Annotated in this window: 20 protein-coding genes and 4 tRNA genes; 5 read left to right on the plus strand and 19 right to left on the minus strand. The window is 69.0% G+C overall.

The features are described 5' to 3' along the window. The 6 genes from AB3X10_RS17090 to AB3X10_RS17115 are packed head-to-tail and all read right to left on the minus strand — an operon-like array spanning position 1 to position 3,698. Positions 1-246 carry a MoaD/ThiS family protein gene (locus AB3X10_RS17090; protein ID WP_369976575.1) on the minus strand — a complete coding sequence of 82 codons (246 nt, stop codon included), beginning with the start codon at positions 244-246 and terminating at the stop codon, positions 1-3. Further along, entirely contained in the window at positions 243-749 is a 507-nt protein-coding gene (gene moaC / locus AB3X10_RS17095; RefSeq protein WP_369976577.1) for a cyclic pyranopterin monophosphate synthase MoaC, read from the minus strand. Before moaC ends, AB3X10_RS17090 begins: the two co-directional genes overlap by 4 nt. A gap of 30 nt (positions 750-779) precedes the next feature. Beyond that, positions 780-1,151, minus strand: coding sequence for a DUF4440 domain-containing protein (locus AB3X10_RS17100; RefSeq protein WP_369976579.1), 372 nt, complete (start codon positions 1,149-1,151; stop codon positions 780-782). Between the two features lie 5 nt (positions 1,152-1,156). Beyond that, complete coding sequence (gene moaA / locus AB3X10_RS17105) at positions 1,157-2,197, minus strand: GTP 3',8-cyclase MoaA (RefSeq protein ID WP_369976581.1); 1,041 nt, start codon at positions 2,195-2,197, stop codon at positions 1,157-1,159. Next, on the minus strand, positions 2,194-2,949 hold the full coding sequence (locus AB3X10_RS17110; RefSeq protein ID WP_369976582.1) for an MBL fold metallo-hydrolase: 756 nt from the start codon (positions 2,947-2,949) through the stop codon (positions 2,194-2,196). The genes moaA and AB3X10_RS17110 overlap by 4 nt, the downstream gene beginning before the upstream one ends. Further along, the gene (locus AB3X10_RS17115) at positions 2,949-3,698 is read right to left on the minus strand and encodes a 3-deoxy-D-manno-octulosonic acid kinase (RefSeq protein ID WP_228320591.1); all 750 of its coding nucleotides are present in this window, start codon (positions 3,696-3,698) and stop codon (positions 2,949-2,951) included. Before AB3X10_RS17115 ends, AB3X10_RS17110 begins: the two co-directional genes overlap by 1 nt. Positions 3,699-3,718: 20 nt before the next feature. Between AB3X10_RS17115 and AB3X10_RS17120 the strand changes: the two genes are divergently transcribed. Continuing rightward, the gene (locus tag AB3X10_RS17120; protein WP_369976584.1) at positions 3,719-4,768 is read left to right on the plus strand and encodes a glycosyltransferase family 9 protein; all 1,050 of its coding nucleotides are present in this window, start codon (positions 3,719-3,721) and stop codon (positions 4,766-4,768) included. Positions 4,769-4,965: 197 nt separating this feature from the next. Beyond that, entirely contained in the window at positions 4,966-5,223 is a 258-nt protein-coding gene (locus AB3X10_RS17125; protein WP_369976586.1) for a DUF2798 domain-containing protein, read from the plus strand. Between the two features lie 64 nt (positions 5,224-5,287). Here AB3X10_RS17125 and AB3X10_RS17130 read toward each other — a convergent pair whose 3' ends face one another. Beyond that, on the minus strand, positions 5,288-5,692 hold the full coding sequence (locus AB3X10_RS17130) for a DUF6165 family protein (protein WP_369976587.1): 405 nt from the start codon (positions 5,690-5,692) through the stop codon (positions 5,288-5,290). Positions 5,693-5,812: 120 nt separating this feature from the next. Next, positions 5,813-5,903 (minus strand) — tRNA-Ser (locus AB3X10_RS17135). 207 nt (positions 5,904-6,110) lie between these two features. On the opposite strand from AB3X10_RS17135, the gene AB3X10_RS17140 reads away from it, so the two are divergent. Continuing rightward, positions 6,111-6,815, plus strand: coding sequence for a PP2C family protein-serine/threonine phosphatase (locus tag AB3X10_RS17140; RefSeq protein WP_145701570.1), 705 nt, complete (start codon positions 6,111-6,113; stop codon positions 6,813-6,815). 169 nt (positions 6,816-6,984) lie between these two features. On the opposite strand, the gene dnaQ is transcribed toward AB3X10_RS17140, so the two are convergent. Genes dnaQ through AB3X10_RS17155 form a run of 3 tightly spaced genes read right to left on the minus strand, consistent with a single transcriptional unit; the run spans position 6,985 to position 8,886 of the window. Continuing rightward, complete coding sequence (gene dnaQ / locus AB3X10_RS17145) at positions 6,985-7,722, minus strand: DNA polymerase III subunit epsilon (RefSeq protein ID WP_369976589.1); 738 nt, start codon at positions 7,720-7,722, stop codon at positions 6,985-6,987. 32 nt (positions 7,723-7,754) lie between these two features. After that, positions 7,755-8,213, minus strand: coding sequence for a ribonuclease HI (gene rnhA / locus AB3X10_RS17150; RefSeq protein WP_369976591.1), 459 nt, complete (start codon positions 8,211-8,213; stop codon positions 7,755-7,757). 13 nt (positions 8,214-8,226) lie between these two features. After that, a complete protein-coding gene (locus tag AB3X10_RS17155; protein ID WP_369976593.1) occupies positions 8,227-8,886 on the minus strand; it encodes a hypothetical protein in 660 nt (219 codons plus the stop codon). An 11-nt stretch (positions 8,887-8,897) separates the two neighbouring features. On the opposite strand from AB3X10_RS17155, the gene gloB reads away from it, so the two are divergent. Together gloB and AB3X10_RS17165 are read left to right on the plus strand one after the other, a co-directional pair. Beyond that, entirely contained in the window at positions 8,898-9,662 is a 765-nt protein-coding gene (gene gloB, locus AB3X10_RS17160) for a hydroxyacylglutathione hydrolase (RefSeq protein WP_369976595.1), read from the plus strand. After that, positions 9,659-10,885, plus strand: a complete 1,227-nt coding sequence (locus AB3X10_RS17165) for a lytic transglycosylase domain-containing protein (RefSeq protein WP_369976597.1) — start codon at positions 9,659-9,661, stop codon at positions 10,883-10,885. The genes gloB and AB3X10_RS17165 overlap by 4 nt, the downstream gene beginning before the upstream one ends. Positions 10,886-11,515: 630 nt before the next feature. Here AB3X10_RS17165 and AB3X10_RS17170 read toward each other — a convergent pair. From AB3X10_RS17170 to clpP, 8 genes are all read right to left on the minus strand, one after another. Further along, a complete protein-coding gene (locus tag AB3X10_RS17170) occupies positions 11,516-13,507 on the minus strand; it encodes a peptidylprolyl isomerase (protein ID WP_369976598.1) in 1,992 nt (663 codons plus the stop codon). A 179-nt stretch (positions 13,508-13,686) separates the two neighbouring features. Next, positions 13,687-13,763: transfer RNA gene (locus tag AB3X10_RS17175), tRNA-Asp, on the minus strand. A gap of 115 nt (positions 13,764-13,878) precedes the next feature. Next, a tRNA-Asp gene (locus AB3X10_RS17180) sits at positions 13,879-13,955 on the minus strand. Positions 13,956-13,982: 27 nt separating this feature from the next. Beyond that, positions 13,983-14,057, minus strand: a tRNA-Val gene (locus tag AB3X10_RS17185). Positions 14,058-14,068: 11 nt separating this feature from the next. Beyond that, the gene (locus AB3X10_RS17190; protein WP_009607753.1) at positions 14,069-14,341 is read right to left on the minus strand and encodes an HU family DNA-binding protein; all 273 of its coding nucleotides are present in this window, start codon (positions 14,339-14,341) and stop codon (positions 14,069-14,071) included. A 228-nt stretch (positions 14,342-14,569) separates the two neighbouring features. Next, positions 14,570-17,044 carry an endopeptidase La gene (lon, locus tag AB3X10_RS17195; RefSeq protein ID WP_369976599.1) on the minus strand — a complete coding sequence of 825 codons (2,475 nt, stop codon included), beginning with the start codon at positions 17,042-17,044 and terminating at the stop codon, positions 14,570-14,572. Positions 17,045-17,220: 176 nt separating this feature from the next. Next, positions 17,221-18,507, minus strand: coding sequence for an ATP-dependent Clp protease ATP-binding subunit ClpX (gene clpX, locus AB3X10_RS17200; protein ID WP_003468538.1), 1,287 nt, complete (start codon positions 18,505-18,507; stop codon positions 17,221-17,223). 128 nt (positions 18,508-18,635) lie between these two features. Beyond that, the gene (gene clpP / locus AB3X10_RS17205) at positions 18,636-19,262 is read right to left on the minus strand and encodes an ATP-dependent Clp endopeptidase proteolytic subunit ClpP (protein ID WP_228320601.1); all 627 of its coding nucleotides are present in this window, start codon (positions 19,260-19,262) and stop codon (positions 18,636-18,638) included. Positions 19,263-19,373 lie beyond the last annotated feature (111 nt).

Here is a 19,373-nt window from a genome sequence, read left to right on the forward strand (position 1 = left end):
TCAGCCTCCCGAGACCGGCGGGATGAACACCACTTCGCTGCCGTCGCGCAGCGCGTCGTCCCAACTGGCGAAGGCGCCGTCCACGGCGACGCGCAGGCGTTGCGGCGGCCAGCGTAGGCCGTGCCGCGCGTCCAGTTCGGCGTACAGCGCGCGCAGGTCGGCGGCCGCGCTGTGCACCTGCTCGCGCTCGATGCCCGCCGCCTCGCGCAGGCTGGCGAAATACAGCACGCTGACCTGCACGCTCATGCCGCGCTCCCGACGTCGCGCTTGCCGCCGCGCTTGCCGAGCAGCCGCACCGGGCCGATCGTCATCGCGTGGGTCAGCGCCTTGCACATGTCGTAGACGGTCAGCGCGGCCACGCTGGCGCCGGTCAGCGCTTCCATCTCCACGCCGGTGCGGTGCACGGTGCGCACCGTGCATTCGATGCGCAGCACCTGCGCCGAGGCCCAGTCGATCGCGAAGCGGCAGCCGTCGATCGGCAGCGGATGGCAGAACGGGATCAGCTCGTGGGTGCGCTTGACCGCCATGGTGCCGGCGATCACCGCCGTGTCGACGATGCCGCCCTTGGCGCTGCGCAGCGCATCGGCGCGCAATTGCGCGGCCACCGCGGCGGGAAAGCGCACCCGCGACTCGGCCACGGCGACGCGCGCGGTGACGGTCTTGGCCGAGACGTCGACCATGGTCGGCAATCCCTGCGGGTCGAGATGGGTCAGCGCCGGCTGCGCCGGCTTGGCCAGGTTCTTCTTCATGCGCTGCGCTGCCGCTCCCACGGCGAAATCTCAGGCCTCGCCGACGCTCGGCGTGCCTTGGTGGAACAGCATCCGCCAGCGATCGTCGCGGCACCGCCACAGCGAGCTGCGCAACGCACCATGCCGGCCGCCGTCGCCATCGCGCTCGCTGCGATAGGTCAGTTGCAGCAGGTCCGGCGCCAGCCAGCGCGCCTGCATGTCGTCGACCCGGTAACGGACCGGGGACGCGCCCGGCAGCGCAGCCAACACCTCGCGCTTGCCGAAGCGCCGGCCGGAAGCGCCGAACTCCACGAAGTCCTCCTCGAGCAGGTCGTCGAGGCGTTCGACCGAGGCGCGCACGGACGCCTCCAGCAGGCTCAGTTCCAGCGCGATCACGCGCTGCGTGGTGGCGTCGTCGTGCATGCCGCTCATCCACCGATCAGGAACATCTCGACGTGCTTGCCGCGCGCCGCGCGCGCATCGCCGCGCAGTTCGCTGTAGCGATCGCCGCGCTGGGCCCACAGCGCCTGCACGCGTTCGGCCAGCGCGTCCTCGCCGCCGGCCAGCGCCGGCTTCAGGTCGCTGCCGGCGGCGGCGAACAGGCAGGTATAGAGCTGGCCGTCGGCCGAGACCCGGGCGCGATGGCAGTCGCCGCAGAACGGCGCGCTGACCGAGCTGACGAAGCCGATCTCGCCGCCGCCATCGACGAAGGCATGGCGCGCGGCGACTTCGCCGGCATAGTGCGGATCCAGCGCGCGCAGCGGCCAGCGCGCGGCGATGCGCTCGCGCAGTTCGGCCGAGGGCACCACCCGTTCGCGGCGCCAGGCGTTGCAGGTGCCCACGTCCATGTACTCGATGAAACGCAGCACGTGGCCGCTGCCGCGGAAGTGCGCCAGCAGCGGCAGCACCTGGTCGTCGTTGATGCCGCGCTGGACCACGCAATTGATCTTGACCGGCCCCAGCCCGGCGGCCACCGCCGCGTCGATCCCGGCCAGCACCTGCGCCACGTCGCCGCGGTCGCCGGACATCCGCCGGAAGGTCGCCGCGTCGATCGCGTCCAGGCTCACCGTGACCCGGCGCAATCCGGCCTCGCGCAGGGCCTGCGCGTGCCGCGCCAGCAGCGAGCCGTTGGTGGTCATGGCCAGGTCGTCGAGGCCGGGGATGCGCGCCAGCCGCCGCACCAGTTCGGGCAGGTCGCGGCGCAGCAGCGGCTCGCCGCCGGTCAGGCGCAGCTTGCTGACGCCGTTGCGCACGAAGGCGCGCACCAGCGTCTCGATCTGCTCGAACGACAGCCGCGAGGCCGCATCGAAGCCGTAGTCGTCGGGCACCTTGTCGGCCGGCATGCAGTAGCCACAGCGGAAGTTGCAGGCCTCGATCACCGACAGGCGCAGGTCGCGCAGCGGCCGCCCGAGCCGATCCACAGGGGTGGCAGGCGCCAGCGACAGCGGCGGGCGCAATACCGCGCTCATGGCGCCGGCACCTGCGGCGCGCGCGGTGCGTCCAGGGCCACGCACTCGCCCGGCCGCGCGACGCGGTGGCCGCGCGCGCGCAGGGCCTCGGCATCCTCGGCGCTGGCGTAGTGGTACAGCATCATGCGTTGCAGCAGCTCGGCGGGATATTCCCGTTCCAGGTCGTCCACGCCAGTATGCGACGGATTGCCGTGAAGGCCGCAGTCATGCGCCACCAGCTCGCCGTCGCCGGCATAACGGCTCAGCATTTCCGGGATCGGCCGGGTATCGCCGCTCCATACCAGCGCGCCCTGCAGGCGCAGCCCGTAGGCGGTTTCCGGCCAGTGGTGGCGTACCGGGAACACTTCCAGCCGCACCCCGTCGTGCCAGAACGCATCGCCGACCGCGATCAGCTGGAACGCGTCCCAGAAATTGGCGCCGCCTTCGGCCAGCACGTTCGGGTAGTCGGCGATGCGCCGGTGCAGCAGCGGCAGCACCGGCGCCGGCACGTACAGCCGCACCTTGCCGCGCCGCGCCGAGAAATAGGCGTCCACGAACAGCCGCTCGAACCCGGCCACGTGGTCCAGGTGCACATGGGTCACGAACAGCGCCTGCGGCATCGCCCCGTAGTGCGCCTGGTAGGCGCTCAGGCCCTCGCCGCCGCAATCGATGCTCAGCCACGGCGCGCCATCGCGCTCGATGGTGGCCATCGGCGAACCCAGCTGCACCGCCGACGCGTTGCCGACGCCCTGGAAGCGCAGCGCCCAGGCCATCAGTAGCCCCGGTTCCAGGCCAGGTCGTAGGCGCGGCGCAGGCGTGCGTAGTCCTTGTTGACCTCGTCGACGCTGCGCTCGCCGCGCAGCTTCAGCAGCGAGCGGTGCAGGCGCTTGAGGTTGCGCTCGCGCCAGCGCGTGGCCGGAATGCGCAGCACGCCGCGGTCGAAATCGATCAGCCAGCCGCGGCCATTGCCGTCGAACAGGATGTTGTGCGCGTTGAGATCGGCGTGATCCAGCCCGGCGCGATGGAAGCGCGCTACCAGCCGCCCGGTCTCCTCCCACGGCGCGCCGCGCCCGGCGACATGCGCGCGATCGGCCAGCGAGCGCACCCCTTCCAGCCGCTCCATCAGGATCGCGGCGCGGTAGCGCAGCCCCTGGCGCAGGTAGCAGGCGGCTAGCGGCCGCGGCACCGGCAGCTTGCGTGCGATCAGCGCGCGCATCAGCCGGAACTCGGCGAAGCTGCGGGTGCGGTCGGCGCCGGACCACAGGTAGCGATCGCGGCTGAGCTTGGCGACCAGGCCGCCACGCCGGTACTGGCGCAGCACGCAGGCGCCGAACGGGGCATCGACGAACCAGGCGCCACCGCGGCCGCCCTCGTCCACCGGACGCGCGCGCTCGGCCCAATGGGCCGCGGAGAACAGCGCCGGCTCGGCTTGCCGCAGTCGTTGGCGGTCGAACAGAATGGCGCCATAGCCGCGGCCCTCGCGGTACGGCGTCAGCGCTTCGGTGGCGTCGAATGCAACCATTCAGCGAGTCTAACAACACCATGGCAGCAACGCTCCCTTCGCTGTGCCTGTTGCGCCTGTCGGCGCTGGGGGACGTGACCCACGTGGTGCCGCTGGTGCGCACCCTGCAGCGCGCCTGGCCGGAGGCGCCGCCGCTGCACTGGATCATCGACAAGGCCGGGCACAGGCTGCTCGACGGCCTGCCCAGGGTGGTCTTCCACGACTACGACAAGCGCAGCGGCGTGGCCGGCATGCGCGCGCTGCGCCGCGAACTGCCGCCGCAGGGCTTCGATGCGCTGCTGCAGATGCAGGTGGCGCTGCGCGCCAACGTGCTGTCCGCGTTCGTGCGCGCGCGCCGCCGCATCGGCTACGACCGCAGCCGCTCCAAGGACCTGCACGGCCTGTTCGTCAACGAACGCATTCCCGACCGCCCCGGCATCCACGTGCTCGACGCGATCGGCAGCTTCTGCGAACCGCTGGGCCTGCGCCAGACCGAGGTGCGCTGGGACCTGCCGATCCCCGAGGACGCGCATGCCTGGGCGCAGGCGCAATGGCCCGACGACGGCCGTCCGGCGCTGCTGATCTCGCCCTGCTCCAGCCACGTGCGCCGCAACTGGTATGCCGACCGCTACGCCGCGGTCGCCGACCATGCCGCCGCGCAGGGCTGGCGGGTGGTGCTGTGCGGCGGGCGCAGCGCGCTGGAGCGCAGCACCGCCGACGCCATCGTCGCGGCCGCGCGCGCGCCGCTGCTGGACCTGGTCGGCCGCGACACGCTCAAGCAATTGCCGGCGCTGCTGCAGCGCGCCGCGCTGGTGATGACCCCCGATTCCGGCCCGATGCACATCGCCAACGCCGTGGGCAGCAAGGTGCTGGGCCTGCACGCCGCCAGCAACCCGCGCCGCAGCGGCCCGTATTCGGACATCCGCTACTGCGTGGACAAGTACGACGCGGCGGCGCGCAAGTTCCTCGGCAAGCCGGCCGCGCAGCTGAAATGGGGCAGCAAGATCGAATTCGACGCGGTGATGGCGCTGATCGGCGTGGACGACGCGATCGCCGCGTTCGAGCGCTACCGTGCCGACCACGGCCGCTGAGCCGGCTTGTGTGCGGGCCGATCGCCGCCTTACCATGATCGCGCGCGTCGGCCACCGCTTCGGTCTGCGGACGCCGCCGTAAGCGTTTACGTCAAGCAACGCGCCAACCGCGCCGGATTCGTCCGGGGCCGTTTCCCGCCAGCGCCTCGGCGCGCGCGGGTGGCGCCTTTGCCCGACCGGCTTACGGAGTCCGCATCATGTCCCGTTTCCCTCGATTTTCCCCGCGCAAGCTGCACGCCCGCCATGCCGGCTGGGTGATGCCGCTGTTGTTGTCGATCCTGATGACCTGCGTGGTCTCGATGATCAGCACCCTGCGCACGGTCGGCCTGGCGCCGGGCGTGTATTCGTTGTGGCTGGGCGCCTGGGCGTTGTCGTGGCTGATCGCCTTTCCCACCCTGCTGCTGGCATTGCCGCTGGTGCGGCGGCTGACCGGCATCCTGGTCGCCCGCGCCTGACCCGCCCATACCCGGCCCGTCCTGACCGATCCGGGAGGCAGGCAATGCCTCCCGGATGTTTCGCTCAGGACGCCGTGCCGCGGTAGTCCTGGTAGGACTTCTCTTCCACGTAGCTGGAACCCAGCGCCAGGTTGATCTCCTTCTTGATCCGCGCGCGCTCGTCGTTCTCGTAGTACACGCTGCGCGCGAGCTTGATGAACTCCTCGTCGAAGGCCTGCGCCTTCTCCTTGATCCGGATCTCGTCCTCGATCACCCACAGGCGCTCGTTGACCGCCTTCAGTTCCAGCCGCAGGCGGGCGACGTCGCCGCTGGCGGCCGGATGCGCCATCCAGGTCTTTTCCAGCGCCGACAGCTCCGCGCGCACGTTGGCCAGCTTGGCCGCATCGCCGATGCGCTCGGACTTGATCTGCAGGATGGCGATCTTGTCGAGCAGTTCGCCGAAGGACACGGGGACGAGGATTTCGGACATGGGCATACCCAGGCGAGAGTTGAGAGGAAGTGTAACGAGCGGGCCTTAAAGCCATGTCGGCGCAACGTGGCCGCGGCCGTCAAAAAACAAAAGGCCCCTGACGGGGCCTTCTGCAAAGACTGGCGGGAAGGGGGGGATTCGAACCCCCGAGGCGCTATAAACGCCTGCCTGATTTCGAGTCAGGTACATTCAACCGCTCTGCCACCTTCCCGGGTGGTCCCCGGCGGACCGGGGGCGTGCATCATACGGTTCCCGCCGCGCGCGGACAAGCGCCGCGTCGCGCGGCCGCGTGCGTCCGCCCCCCTGTGGCGCCATGAACCCCGCCTGCCCGCTGGCGCGGCGAACGATTGCCTGATGTCCGCTTGGCCGCGATGATGCCGTTTGAATGACAGGAAGCCGGGCCGGCCGTGGGCGCGCAATGATCGAATTCGGACACCTCACCCACGTCGGCCTGCGCCGCGAACTCAACGAGGACACCTATTACGGCGACAACGAGCTCGGCCTGTGGCTGGTCGCCGACGGCATGGGCGGCCACGCCTGCGGCGAGGTGGCCAGCGCCCTGGCGCGCGAGGCCATCGTCCGCGAGGTGCGCGGCGGCACCCCGCTGGCGCAGGCGATCCGCATCGCCGACGAAGAGATCATCCGCGCCTCGCGCCGGCGCAACGACACCTTGCCGATGGGCACCACCGTGGTCGCCGCGCGCGTGCAGGGCAACCGCTTCGAGGTGGCCTGGGTCGGCGACAGCCGCGCCTACCTGTGGCGCGACGGCAAGCTGGCCCAGCTCAGCCAGGACCACAGCTACGTGCAGGAACTGATCGCGCAGGGCGCGCTGACCGCCGAACAGGCGCGCGCGCACCCGCACCGCAACGTGGTCACCCAGGCGCTGGGCGTCACCGATCCGCTGCACCTCAACGTGGCCACGATGACCGGCGAGCTGCGCCCGGGCATGCAACTGCTGCTGTGCAGCGACGGGCTGACCGAAGAGGTGGACGATCCCGGCATCGCCGCCACGCTCGGCCACGACGACTGCAGCGCGCAGGAATGCGTGGACACGCTGGTGGCCGCCGCGCTGGACGGCGGCGGCTCGGACAACATCACCGCGATCCTGGTGCGCTGCCACTGAGTTGGCGCCCTGTACGGGCGATGCCTGCGACGGCAGGCGCGGTCTGCGGCCGCCCTCTGCGAGCTGCGCGACGCGCTGCCGCCGCAATGGCGGCCTTGGCCCGTGGCGCCGCCTGCCAGGACAGTCCCTGAAAGCGCCAGCGAACGACGCCTTCCAGCGTCTCAGCCGCTCAACCGGCCACGGCCTCGGCCAGCACCGGCTCGGCGGCGTCCCACAGCGCGCGCCCGGCCTTCTTGCGCAGCTTTTCCAGCCGCGCCTGGTGCGCTTCCAGCTCCGAGGCGGTCGCCAGCACCCGCGGCCGCGGCAGCAGCGTCGCCATGTCGAACGCCGCGCGCTGGCCGTCGGCGTGGCCGCCGCCCTCCTCGGCCAGGGCGAAGCCGATTTCCTCCTGGCCCGAGGTCAGCGCGATATAAACGTCGCTGAGGATCTGCGCATCGAGCAGCGCGCCGTGCAGTTGCCGGTGCGAGTTGTCCACGCCCAGCCGCTTGCACAGCGCGTCCAGCGAATTGCGCTGGCCCGGAAAGCGCTCGCGCGCCATCAGCAGCGTGTCGATGACCTTGGCGCGGTCGAGGATGCGCCCGTAGGACGCGCCCAGCAGCGACAGTTCGTTGTCGAGGAAGCCCAGGTCGAACGAGGCGTTGTGGATGATCAGCTCGGCGCCGTCGATGAACGCCAGGAACTCGTCCACTATCTCGTGGAACTGCGGCTTGTCGGCGAGGAACTCCAGGGTCAGGCCGGTGACTTCCTGCGCGCCCGGTTCGAAGTCGCAGTCCGGGCGCAGGTAGCGGTGGAAATTGCGCCCGCTGGGGCGGCGCTCGAGCAGTTCCACCGCGCCGATTTCGACGACGCGGTTGCCCTTCTTCCATTCCAGGCCGGTGGTTTCGGTATCGAGGATGATCTGGCGCATGTGGCTCGCTGCAGGATGAGGCGTGGAAAGGATCAGGACGCGACCGCGGCGCCGCCGGCGCGCACCCGCAGCGCCTGGTTGCGCGCCAGCACGTCCACCCGCTCGTTGTCCGGGTCGCCGCTGTGGCCCTTGACCCAGCGCCAGTCGATCGTGTGCCGCTGCGCCGCGGCATGCAGCCGCTCCCACAGGTCGCGGTTCTTGACCGGGTCGCCGCCGGCGGTCTTCCACTGCCGCCGCACCCAGCCCGGCATCCACTCGGTGATGCCCTGGCGCACGTACTGCGAATCGGTGTGCAGCACGATCTGGCACGGCTCGTTGAGCGTCTCCAGCGCCATGATCGCGGCCATCAGCTCCATGCGGTTGTTGGTGGTATGCGCCTCGGCGCCGGCCACTTCGCGTTCCAGGCCCTTGTAGCGCAGCAGCGCGGCCCAGCCGCCGGGGCCGGGATTGCCGAGGCAGGCGCCATCGGTGTGGATATCAACAGTCTTCATGGTCGTCCAGGAATCAGATGGAAGCGGCCGAACCGCGCCAGCGTACCGGCGCGCGCAGCGGAATGGGGCCGATGCCGGCGGCGCTGCGCTTCTCCGCCTGCAGCAGGCACACCGCCCGCAACGGCGCGCCGGAGGTGGACGAGCCGACGCCGCCGCGGGTCGGCCACACCGGCCCCAGGTAGCGCAACGGCTCGGTGCAGGTCAGCCCGACCTGATCCAGCAGGCCGCGCCAGCTGCCCGGCGGCCGCGCCACCAGGCCCTGCCGGCGCCAGCGCAGCCGGTACGGGCTCACCGCATTGAGCGCGAACAGCCAGATCCGCCCGCCCGGCAGCAGCACCCGCTCGCATTCTTCCAGCAGCGCCGCGGCGTCGGCGCCCAGCACATGCTGCAGCACGATCGCGTTGACGCTCTCCGACGGCAGCGGCAACGGCAGCGTGCACACCAGGTCGCCGGCATAGCCGCGCGCGGTGCGGTGCAGGCGCACGCCGCGCCCCGGCAGCTCGCGCGCCAGCGGCGCGAACGGCACCGGCGCCAGCCACAACCAGGGCTGCGCGGGGCGTCCGAGCAAGGCATCCAGGATCAACGGCTGCTCGGCCTGGAGCAGCTGTTGCGCCACTGCCGTATCAAACCAGGATGAGACGGTGGCTTGACGAGGGAACGGGGTGGCAGGCATGGTGCAATTCTATGCGACTGATCGCCCTGCCCGCATTCCAGGATAATTACATCTGGGCGATCACCGCCGCGGACGGCCGCGCCTTGCTGGTCGACCCCGGCCAGGCCGAGCCGGTATTCGAAGCCGCCGCGCAGGGATTGCAACCGGCCGCGGTGCTGCTGACCCATCATCACGACGACCACATCGGTGGCGTGGCGGCCTTGCGCGAGCGCTGGCCGGAGCTGCCGGTGTATGCCCCGCACGAACCGCGGATCCCGTTCGCCAGCCAGCGGGTGGGCGATGGCGACCACGTCCAGGTGCTGCAATGGGAGCTGCAGACCCTTGCCGTGCCTGGGCATACCCGCACGCACGTGGCCTATGTCGGCCACGGCCATCTGTTCAGCGGCGATACGCTGTTCAGCCTGGGCTGTGGGCGCATGTTCGAAGGTACGCCCTCCCAGATGTTGGGTTCGCTGCAACGGCTGGCCGCCCTCCCGGGCGCCACGCTGGTGTGTTGCGGACACGAATACACCCTGGCCAATGCGGCATTCGCCGTCACGGTCGATCCCACCAACGCTGCCTTGCGGCAGCGCCATCAGGAAGTCCAGGCCATGCGTCATGCTGCCCGTCCCACTGTTCCCGTCAGTCTCGCCAGCGAAGTGGCGACCAATCCGTTCCTGCGCACCGCCTCGGCGGCGATCCAGCAGGCGGTCGGCGCCCGGCTCGGCCGCGGCGCGCGCGACGAAGTGGAAGTATTCGCCGAATTGAGGCGCTGGAAAGACGATTTCCGCGCATGAGGTCGTTGCTGTTGACGACGGCGCTGACCCTGGCGGTCGCGGCGTCGGTAGCCCCTCCCGCGACCGCGGCCGCGCCGATCGGCGCCGCGCTTGAGCAGACCGTCGCCGGCCTGAATGGCTTGCCGATGGACGCGGCGGCGCTGCCGCCGGCGACCACGCGCAACGGCCACGACATCCTCGCCAACTTCCGCGACGGGCTGGCCGATGCGCAATGCGACGGCGGCGCCACCGATGCGCGCTGGAAGCAGCAGTTCTCGCGCGCGCCGGCACGCCTGGCCAACGAGGACGAGGACGTATTGCCGCTGTTCGGCTATGTGGTCGACGAATTGCGTGCCGCCGACCTGCCGACCGAGTTCGCGCTGATCCCGTTCGTCGAGAGCGGCTACCGCCCCGCCGCGCGCAACAGCGGCGGTCCGGCCGGGCTGTGGCAGTTCATCGCCGACACCGCGCGCAACCACGATGTGCCGGTCGAAGGCGGCTACGACGGGCGCCTGTCGGCGGTCGATTCCACCCGCGCCGCGGTGCGCTACCTGAAGACCTTGCACGGCATGTTCGGCGGCGACTGGCGACTGGCGATCATGGCCTACAACGCCGGCGAATACCGCGTGCTGCAGTCGATGCGCCGCGCCGGCATGAACGCGCAGAACGCGCAGCCGGACAAGCTGCCGGGGCTGTCGCCGATCACCTATGCCTACGTCGAGAAACTGCATGCGCTGGCCTGCGTGCTGGAACAGGCGCAGACCCGCGACGAGTGGATGGCCTCGCTGGACCGCGAGGTGCCGATCCTGCAGGCGCGCACCCTGCCCGTCGGCATGGCGCTGGACGACTGGGCCCGGCAGCAGGCGCTGCAGGGCAACCAGGTCGCGCGCCTGAATCCGGCGCTGGGCAGTACCCGCAACCGCAAGCGCGCGTTGCCGGTGCTGGCGCCGATCGGCGTCGGCGGCAGCGCGGCTGCGGCCATCGACGATGCCGTGGCGGCGGCGATGCCGGCGCAGGTCGAGGCACCGGCGGCGAAGACCGTCGCCAGCGTCGCCGAGGCCACCCCGCCACGCATCCGCTCGCGCACTCCTTCGGCGCGCCGTACCCACACGGTCCGCGATGGCGACACCGCCTGGAACATCGCCAAGCGCTACGGCATCACCGTGCAGACGCTGCTGGCGAAGAACGGCCTGTCCGCGCGCAGCGTGCTGCGTCCGGGCATGGTGCTGAGCTACGAGGAATAAGTCTCCCGCTGCGGCGGGAGGATTGCGCTACCGGCAACCGCGCAGCCAGCTGCCGGTTGCCGGTTGCCGGTTGCCGGTTGCCGGTTGCCAGCGCAGCATGACCGAGCACTGCGGTTGCACTGCCGCGGCAGTTACGCAGCCCGCAGCAGGCCAAGTGCCGTTGCCGCGCTGCGAGCGCGGACTCGCCGCTTTCCGCGCTACCCCGCTCCGCTACGGACGCGCCCGTGCCTCACCTCGGGATCTTCCTCATCGCATCGAGCCGAAGGCTTCCCCGCGCGCTCCCGCACTGCCCCTGTAGGAGCACCTTCAGTCGCGACCGGGACTCGGATAGCGCCTGTCGCGACTGAAATCGCTTCTACAGCGTAACGATCAGCCTAGGGACGTTTGGCCCCAGCGCCCTCGCACCGACCGCACAGGGCCCTCGCCTCGGCCGCATCGCGTCGCCGATCCGGCAACTGGCACCGCATGCCGCATGCCCGCAGCACCTCTCGCGACCACGCCGCGCGCCACGCTCGCGCAACACACCGCGCACCCGCACTGCGCACGGATGCGCCCAGCGCGCAGACGCCGGAAACGAACAAGCCCGGCAGGGCCGGGCTTGTTCGCATCATGCCGCCGTGCAGACCGCGCTTACAGCTGCGCTTCCTGGACGCTGACCTTGTAGCGCTTGCGCATCGCATCGATGTAGGCCTTCGCCGCGGCGGCGCCTTCGATCTGGCCCAGCTGCTGCTTCAGCGTGGCCTGCTGCTCCGCCGGCACCTTGCTCAGGTCGCCCGGGTTCACCTTGTTCAGCACGAACAGCGCATAGCGCTTGGCGCCGCCCGGCGCACCGTTCGCCGACAGCTCGACCTTGCCCACCGACGGCTTGCCCGCGGCCGGCGGCGGCGCGCTGAAGATCGCGCGGTTGGCTTCCGGGCTCGGCATCGGCACGGTCCGCGGCAGCCCCGGCATCGGGTTGACCTGCAGCTTCTCCGGGCCGGCCATCGCCTGCAGCGTCTCGCCCTTGCGCAGCCGCTCCAGCAACGCGTCGGCCTTGGCCGCGGCCGCCTTGGCGGTGCGGTCGGCATGCACCGCGGCGACCACCTGCTCGCGGACCTTGGCCAGCGGCTGGGTCTGCTCCGGCAGGTGCTGGGTGACGCGGATCAGCACGGTGTGGTTCGGCCCCAGGGTGATCGGGTCGCTGACCGTGCCGTCCTGCACCAGCGTGTCGGAGAACGCCGCGCGCAGCACCGCCGGCTGCGCGGCGACGCCGCTGGCATCGGCGCGCGAGAACGGCCCCAGGGTCTGCACCGGCAGGCCGACCTCCTTGGCCGCCGCGCCCAGCGCGGTCGGGTTCTTCAGCACCAGGTCCACCAGCCTGCCGCTCAGGTCGCTGAAGACCTTCTCGTTGTCGGCCTGCGACTGCTCCCCGGCGAGCTGGTCGCGCACCTGCTCGAAGCTCTTGCCCTGGCCGCCCTTGATCTCGCGCAGCTGGATCACGTGGTAGCCGAACTCGCTCTTCACCGGACCGACGATGTCGCCGGCCTTCATCGCGAACAGCGCGTCCTCGAACGGCTTGACCATCACGCCCTTCTCGACCCAGCCCAGGTCGCCGCCGGCGTTCTTGGAGCCCGGATCCTCGGAATTGGCGCGGGCCAGCGCGGCGAAATCGGCGCCGGGCTGCTTGGCCTCGGCGACCAGCTTGGCGGCCTTGGCCTCGGCCGCCTTCTGCGACGCGGCGTCCTTGCCGGCATTGATCAGGATGTGCGAGGCCAGGCGCTGGTCGGGCTCGACGAAACGGGCCTTCTCGTCCTCGTAGCGCTTGCGCAGCGTCGCCTCGTCGGCCGGCTTGGCCGGCGGCAGCTTGGCCGCGTCCAGTTCGACGTATTCGATCGACACCCGCTCCGGCAGCTTGAAGTCGGACTGGTGCGCGTCGTACCACTGCTGCACCTGCGCATCGCTGACCGGGGTGGTGTCGGCCGGCTGCTCGGGCAGCAGCGCCAGCTCGACATCGCGGGTCTCGCCGAGCATCTTCAGCAGGCGCTCGGATTCCTGCTGGGTCGAGAACGCCGATTCCATCAGCGCGGACGGGATCAGCGACTGCTGCAGGCCATCGCGCACCAGCTGGTCGAACATGGCCGGGGTCCGCGGCGGCGTGCCCGAGGCCAGGGCCAGGCGGTAGCGCTCCGGGTCGAACTTGCCGTCGTTCTGGAACGCCGGAATGGTGGCGATGTAGTCGCGCACCGCGGCATCGCCGATGACCACGCCGGCCTGCTCGGCGGCCAGCTTCACCACCTGCTCGTCGATCAACTGGTCGAGCACCTTGCGCTTGTTGTCGGCGCTCTCGAACTCGCGCGGGTCGAAGTTCTCGCCCTGCTGCTGGCGCTCCTGCAGCCGCGCTTCCTCGAAGCGCGCGCGGAACTGCTCGGTGCTCACCTCGTGGTGACGCCACAGCAACGAGACCGGCCACCACGACGGCGCCGACGACCACCACGCGGGCGGCGCCTGCACCTTGGCGACGTTGTTGGCACCGACGCCACCGAGGTAGCTGCTGTCGATGACGAACAGGAACGGAATCATCAACAGGCCGATGATCGCGGTGGCGATCCAGCCCGAGGTCTTTTCGCGAAGTTTCTGCAGCATTGGTTGGGAACCGAGGCCTGTTGGCGAGCCGCGCAGTTTAACCCGCTTCACGCCCCGTGGCCGAATGGCGTCGCCGCAGCGGCGGCCCGCGGCGCGAACGCCTGCCGCGCGCATGGCGCGGAGCGAGGCCGTTCCCAAAAAAGAAACCCCCGATCGCTCGGGGGTTTCGCGTACAAAACTGGCGGAGTGGACGGGACTCGAACCCGCGACCTCCGGCGTGACAGGCCAGCATTCTAACCGACTGAACTACCACTCCGCTTTTTGAACGGAGGCAGGCGCGAGGCCCGCATTCTCGGAAGTGTACGCAGCGCAGGACGCGGCGGGTGCTTCGAGAAACGAAACCCCCGATTTCTCAGGGGCTTCGGTACAACTGGCGGAGTGGACGGGACTCGAACCCGCGACCTCCGGCGTGACAGGCCAGCATTCTAACCGACTGAACTACCACTCCGCTTTTGAAACTTGCCGCTCGGTGCTTTGGTGGGTGCTGAGGGTTTCGAACCCCCGACCCTCTCCGTGTAAAGGAGACGCTCTACCGCTGAGCTAAGCACCCTAGCGAGTCGATTAGTTTACGGCATCCTTCAGCGCTTTGCCAGCCTTGAAGGTCGGATTCTTCGACGCGGCGATCTTGATCGAGTCGCCGGTCTTCGGGTTGCGGCCGGTGCGCTCGGCACGGTCGCGCACCTGGAAGGTGCCGAAGCCCACGAGGGTCACGCTGTCGCCCTTCTTGAGCGCCTTGGTGACTTCGGACACGAAGGCGTCGACGGCGCGACCGGCTTCGGCCTTGGAGATATCGGCAGCGGCGGCGATAGCGTCGTTCAGTTCGGCTTTATTCATTTCTTGATGACTCCATGTGCGGCAGAAAACCGCGGAATTGAGGATCGGGTGTCGGCGTGGCCTGCCTCGTCGGCGACGAGGCCCCGATTGATTTTTTCACTACCAAGCACGCGCCTTTGCGGTGCTCGCAAGTCGTGCATTTATACCAGCGGCCTCCCACCCGCGCAAGCCGAAAAGCCAGCAACGGCGCGGGTTTCGGCCGCTTGGGCGGGTACGGTTCAGCGCCTTTCAGTGCTTGACGCGCGCGCTCGAGGATGCTTTCGGCTTGGGCTTGCGCCGCACCGGAGCGGCTTCGCCATCGGCCGCCGCCTTCGGCTTCAGCGGCGTCTCCAGCGCCAGGTCGAGCACTTCGTCGATCCACTTGACCGGCACGATCTTCAGGTCGCGGGTCACGTTGTCCGGAATGTCGGCCAGATCCTTGCGGTTCTCCTCCGGGATGATCACCGTGTGGATGCCGCCGCGCAGCGCCGCCAGCAGCTTCTCCTTGAGTCCGCCGATCGCCGAGACGCGGCCGCGCAAGGTGATCTCGCCGGTCATCGCCACATCGGCCTTGACCGGCACCTTGGTCAGCATCGACACCAGCGAGGTCACCATCGCGATGCCGGCGCTGGGGCCGTCCTTCGGCGTGGCGCCATCGGGCACGTGCAGATGCACGTCGTGCTTCTGCAGGAAGTCGACCTCGATGCCGAGCCGCTCGGCGCGCGAGCGCACCACCGACAGCGCCGCCGACGCCGATTCCTTCATCACGTCGCCGAGCTGGCCGGTCAGGATCACCGCGCCCTTGCCCGGGACCAGGGTCGATTCGATCTGCAGCAGGTCGCCGCCGACCTCGGTCCAGGCCAGGCCGGTGACCAGGCCGACCTCGTTCTGCTCCTCGGCGCGGCCGAAATCGAACCGCCGCACGCCCAGGTACTTGTCCAGGTTCTTGGAGCCGACGCTGACCCGCGCCTTGTCCTTGCGCGCCGCCGCGCCCTTCTTCGCCGGCGCCTTCTTGGCGACTGCCGGTTGCGGGCCGGCCAACGCGATTTCCTTGACCACCTTGCGGCAGATCTTGGCGACTTCGCGCTCGAGGTTGCGCACGCCGGACTCGCGCGTGTAGTAGCGCACGATGTCGCGGATCGCGTCGGCGGCGATCTCCAGCTCCTCGCCCTTCAGGCCGTTGGCCTTCAGCTGCTTGGGCACCAGGTAGCGCATGGCGATGGCGAGCTTCTCGTCCTCGGTGTAGCCGGGGATGCGGATCACCTCCATGCGGTCGAGCAGCGGGCCGGGGATGTTCAGCGAGTTGGAGGTCGCCACGAACATCACTTCGGACAGGTCAAGATCCACTTCCAGGTAGTGGTCGTTGAACGCGTTGTTCTGCTCCGGATCGAGCACTTCCAGCAGCGCCGAGGACGGATCGCCGCGGAAGTCCATCGACATCTTGTCGATCTCGTCGAGCACGAACAGCGGGTTCTTGCTGCTGACCTTGTTGAGGTTCTGCACGATGCGGCCCGGCATCGAACCGACGTAGGTGCGGCGGTGCCCGCGGATCTCCGCCTCGTCGCGCACGCCGCCCAGCGACATGCGCACGAACTTGCGGTTGGTCGCCTTGGCGATGGACTGGCCGAGCGAGGTCTTGCCGACGCCGGGCGGGCCGACCAGGCACAGGATCGGGCCCTTCATCTGCTTCACCCGCGACTGCACCGCGAGGTATTCGAGGATGCGGTCCTTGACCTTCTCCAGGCCGTAGTGATCGGCGTCCAGCGTTTCCTGCGCGACCTTCAGGTCCTTGCGCACCTTGCTGCGCTTCTTCCACGGCACGCCCAGCAGCCAGTCCAGGTAGTTGCGCACCACCGCGGCCTCGGCCGACATCGGCGACATCTGCTTGAGCTTGTTGAGCTCGGCCTTGGCCTTGGTCTCCACCGGCTTGGGCATGCCCGCCTCGGCGATCTTGCGCGCCAGCTCCTCCAGCTCGCCCGGCGCGTCGTCCAGGTCGCCCAGCTCCTTCTGGATCGCCTTCATCTGCTCGTTGAGGTAGTACTCGCGCTGGCTCTTCTCCATCTGCGACTTGACCCGGCCGCGGATGCGCTTCTCCAGCTGCTGCACGTCGATCTCGCCGTCGACCAGGCCGACCAGCATCTCCAGGCGCTCGCCCACTTCCAGCGTTTCCAGCAGGCGCTGCTTGTCGGCCAGGCGCACGCCGATGTGCGCGGCGATGGTGTCGGCCAGGCGCCCGGGCTCGTCGATGCCCGACAGCGTCTGCAGCAGTTCCGGCGGCAGCTTGCGGTTGGTCTTGACGTACTGCTCGAACAGCGACATCAGCGAACGCGCGATCGCCTCGACCTCGCGCTCCTCGCGCGATTCGGCCGCATCGATCTCGCTGCCTTCGCCCTGCAGCGCGCCGTCGCGCTCGACCACCTTGTCGACGCTGACCCGCGACAGCCCCTCGACCAGCACCTTGATGGTGCCGTCGGGCAGCTTCAGCAGTTGCAGCACCTGCGCCAGGGTGCCGACGTTGTACAGGTCGGCCGCCACCGGATCGTCGGTCTCGGCGGATTTCTGCGCGACCAGCAGGATGCGCTTGTCGGCCTCCATCGCGTACTCGAGCGCGCGCATGGACTTGTCGCGGCCGACGAACAGCGGGATGACCATGTGCGGGAAGACCACGACGTCGCGCAACGGCAGGACCGGCAGGTCGAGGACTTCGGATTGGGACTGGGCCATGAGGGTTCCGATGTGGGAGGCGGGAATGCGGAAAAGGCGGGCATAAAAATGCCGATGGCCCCGTTATGGGGCCATCGGCTGGATGATGCAAGGGCAGCGAAAAAGCCCCTTTTCTTTCAACTATTTAGCAGGTCGCGAAGGCCGCGGCGCGGCAGCCCCGCGGGTTCACCCGGCACTCACTCGGCCGAGGCCACCTTCGGCGCCGGCGGCGGGGTCTGGTAGATCAGGTACGGCTCGGACTTGTGCTCGATCACCGACTCGTCCACCACCACCTTGCTGACGTTTTCCTGCGACGGCAGTTCGTACATCGTGTCCAGCAGCACCGACTCGACGATGGTGCGCAGGCCGCGCGCGCCGGTCTTGCGCTTGAGCGCCTTCTTGGCGATGGCCAGCAACGCGTCGGGCCGGAACTCCAGCTCCACGCCTTCCATCTCGAACAGCTTCTTGAACTGCTTGGTGATCGCGTTCTTCGGCTCGGTCAGGATCCGGATCAGCGCCGGCTCGTCCAGTTCCTCGAGCGTGGCGACCACCGGCAGGCGGCCGACGAACTCGGGGATCAGGCCGAACTTGATCAGGTCTTCCGGCTCCACTTCCGCCAGGATCTTGCCGACTTCGCGCTTGCGCTCGGAACTCTTCACCTTGGCGCCGAAGCCGATACCGCCGACGTCGTTGGAGCGCTGCTGGATCACCTTGTCCAGACCAGCGAAAGCGCCGCCGCAGATGAACAGGATGTTCTTGGTGTCCACCTGCAGGAATTCCTGCTGCGGATGCTTGCGCCCGCCCTGCGGCGGCACCGAGGCGACCGTGCCTTCGATCAGCTTCAGCAGCGCCTGCTGCACGCCTTCGCCGGACACGTCGCGGGTGATCGACGGGTTCTCGCTCTTGCGCGAGATCTTGTCGATCTCGTCGATGTAGACGATGCCCTGCTGCGCCTTGTCGACGTCGTAGTCGCACTTCTGCAGCAGCTTCTGGATGATGTTCTCCACGTCCTCGCCGACGTAGCCGGCCTCGGTCAGCGTGGTCGCATCGGCGATCGTGAACGGCACGTTGAGCAGCCGCGCCAGCGTTTCGGCCAGCAGCGTCTTGCCCGAACCGGTCGGACCGACCAGCAGGATGTTGGACTTGGCCAGTTCGACTTCGTCGTTCTTCTGGCGGCTCTCGATGCGCTTGTAGTGGTTGTACACGGCCACGGCGAGCGTGCGCTTGGCGCGCAGCTGCCCGATCACGTACTGGTCCAGCACCTCGAGGATTTCCTTGGGCTTGGGCAGGCTGCTGCGTGCGGACTGCGCCTTCTCCTCGAGCTCCTCGCGGATGATGTCGTTGCACAGCTCGACGCATTCGTCGCAAATGAACACGCTCGGCCCGGCGATCAGCTTACGGACCTCGTGTTGACTCTTGCCGCAGAACGAGCAGTACAGAATCTTGTTGCTGTCGCCGGAACGGCCTTGCCGGTCTTCGCTCATTGCTTCGCTTACCCAGTTACCCCACCCGATGAACGGGGGTTCGATTTCGAGAATAGCACAGGGCCGGGAGGACGCTAGCCCGACCCCGGCCCTGCGGAATACGCTGCGTTTTGCAGTACATGCAAGCCTTATGCCGGCTGGATCGACTCTTCCGGACGGCGCTCCAGCACCTGGTCGACCAGCCCGTAGGCCTGCGCGTCGACGGCGCTCTTGAAGTTGTCGCGCTCGGTGTCGCGGGCGATGGTTTCCAGCGACTGGCCGGTGTGCTTGGCCAGGATTTCGTTCAGCCGCGCGCGCAGGGTCAGGATTTCGCGCGCGTGAATGTCGATGTCGGTGGCCTGGCCCTGGAAGCCGCCCAGCGGCTGGTGGATCATCACCCGCGAATTCGGCAGCGCGTAACGCTTGCCGGCCGCGCCCGAGGCCAGCAGCAGCGCGCCCATCGAGGCGGCCTGGCCGATGCAGATGGTGCTCACGTCCGGCTTGATGTACTGCATGGTGTCGTAGATCGCCATGCCGGCGGTGACCACGCCGCCCGGCGAGTTGATGTAGATGTTGATGTCCTTTTCCGGGTTGTCCGCTTCCAGGAACAGCATCTGCGCCACGATCACGTTGGCCATGTGGTCGTCGATCGGTCCGACCAGGAAGATCAGCCGCTCCTTCAGCAGGCGCGAATAGATGTCGTAGGCACGCTCGCCGCGGCTGGTCTGCTCGACCACCATCGGAACCAGATTCAACGCCTTGGTCACATTGTCCACGCGGGAACTCCTGCTTTGTGTAGTACCTGCACGGGGATGTGCAGGGCTTCGCATCTTGTCGCGCCCCCACGGCTGCGGGGGCCTGGATTGCGTCTCCAACCCGCATGCAAT

Source organism: Xanthomonas sp. DAR 80977 (genome assembly GCF_041240605.1).
Classification (GTDB): domain Bacteria; phylum Pseudomonadota; class Gammaproteobacteria; order Xanthomonadales; family Xanthomonadaceae; genus Xanthomonas_A; species Xanthomonas_A bundabergensis.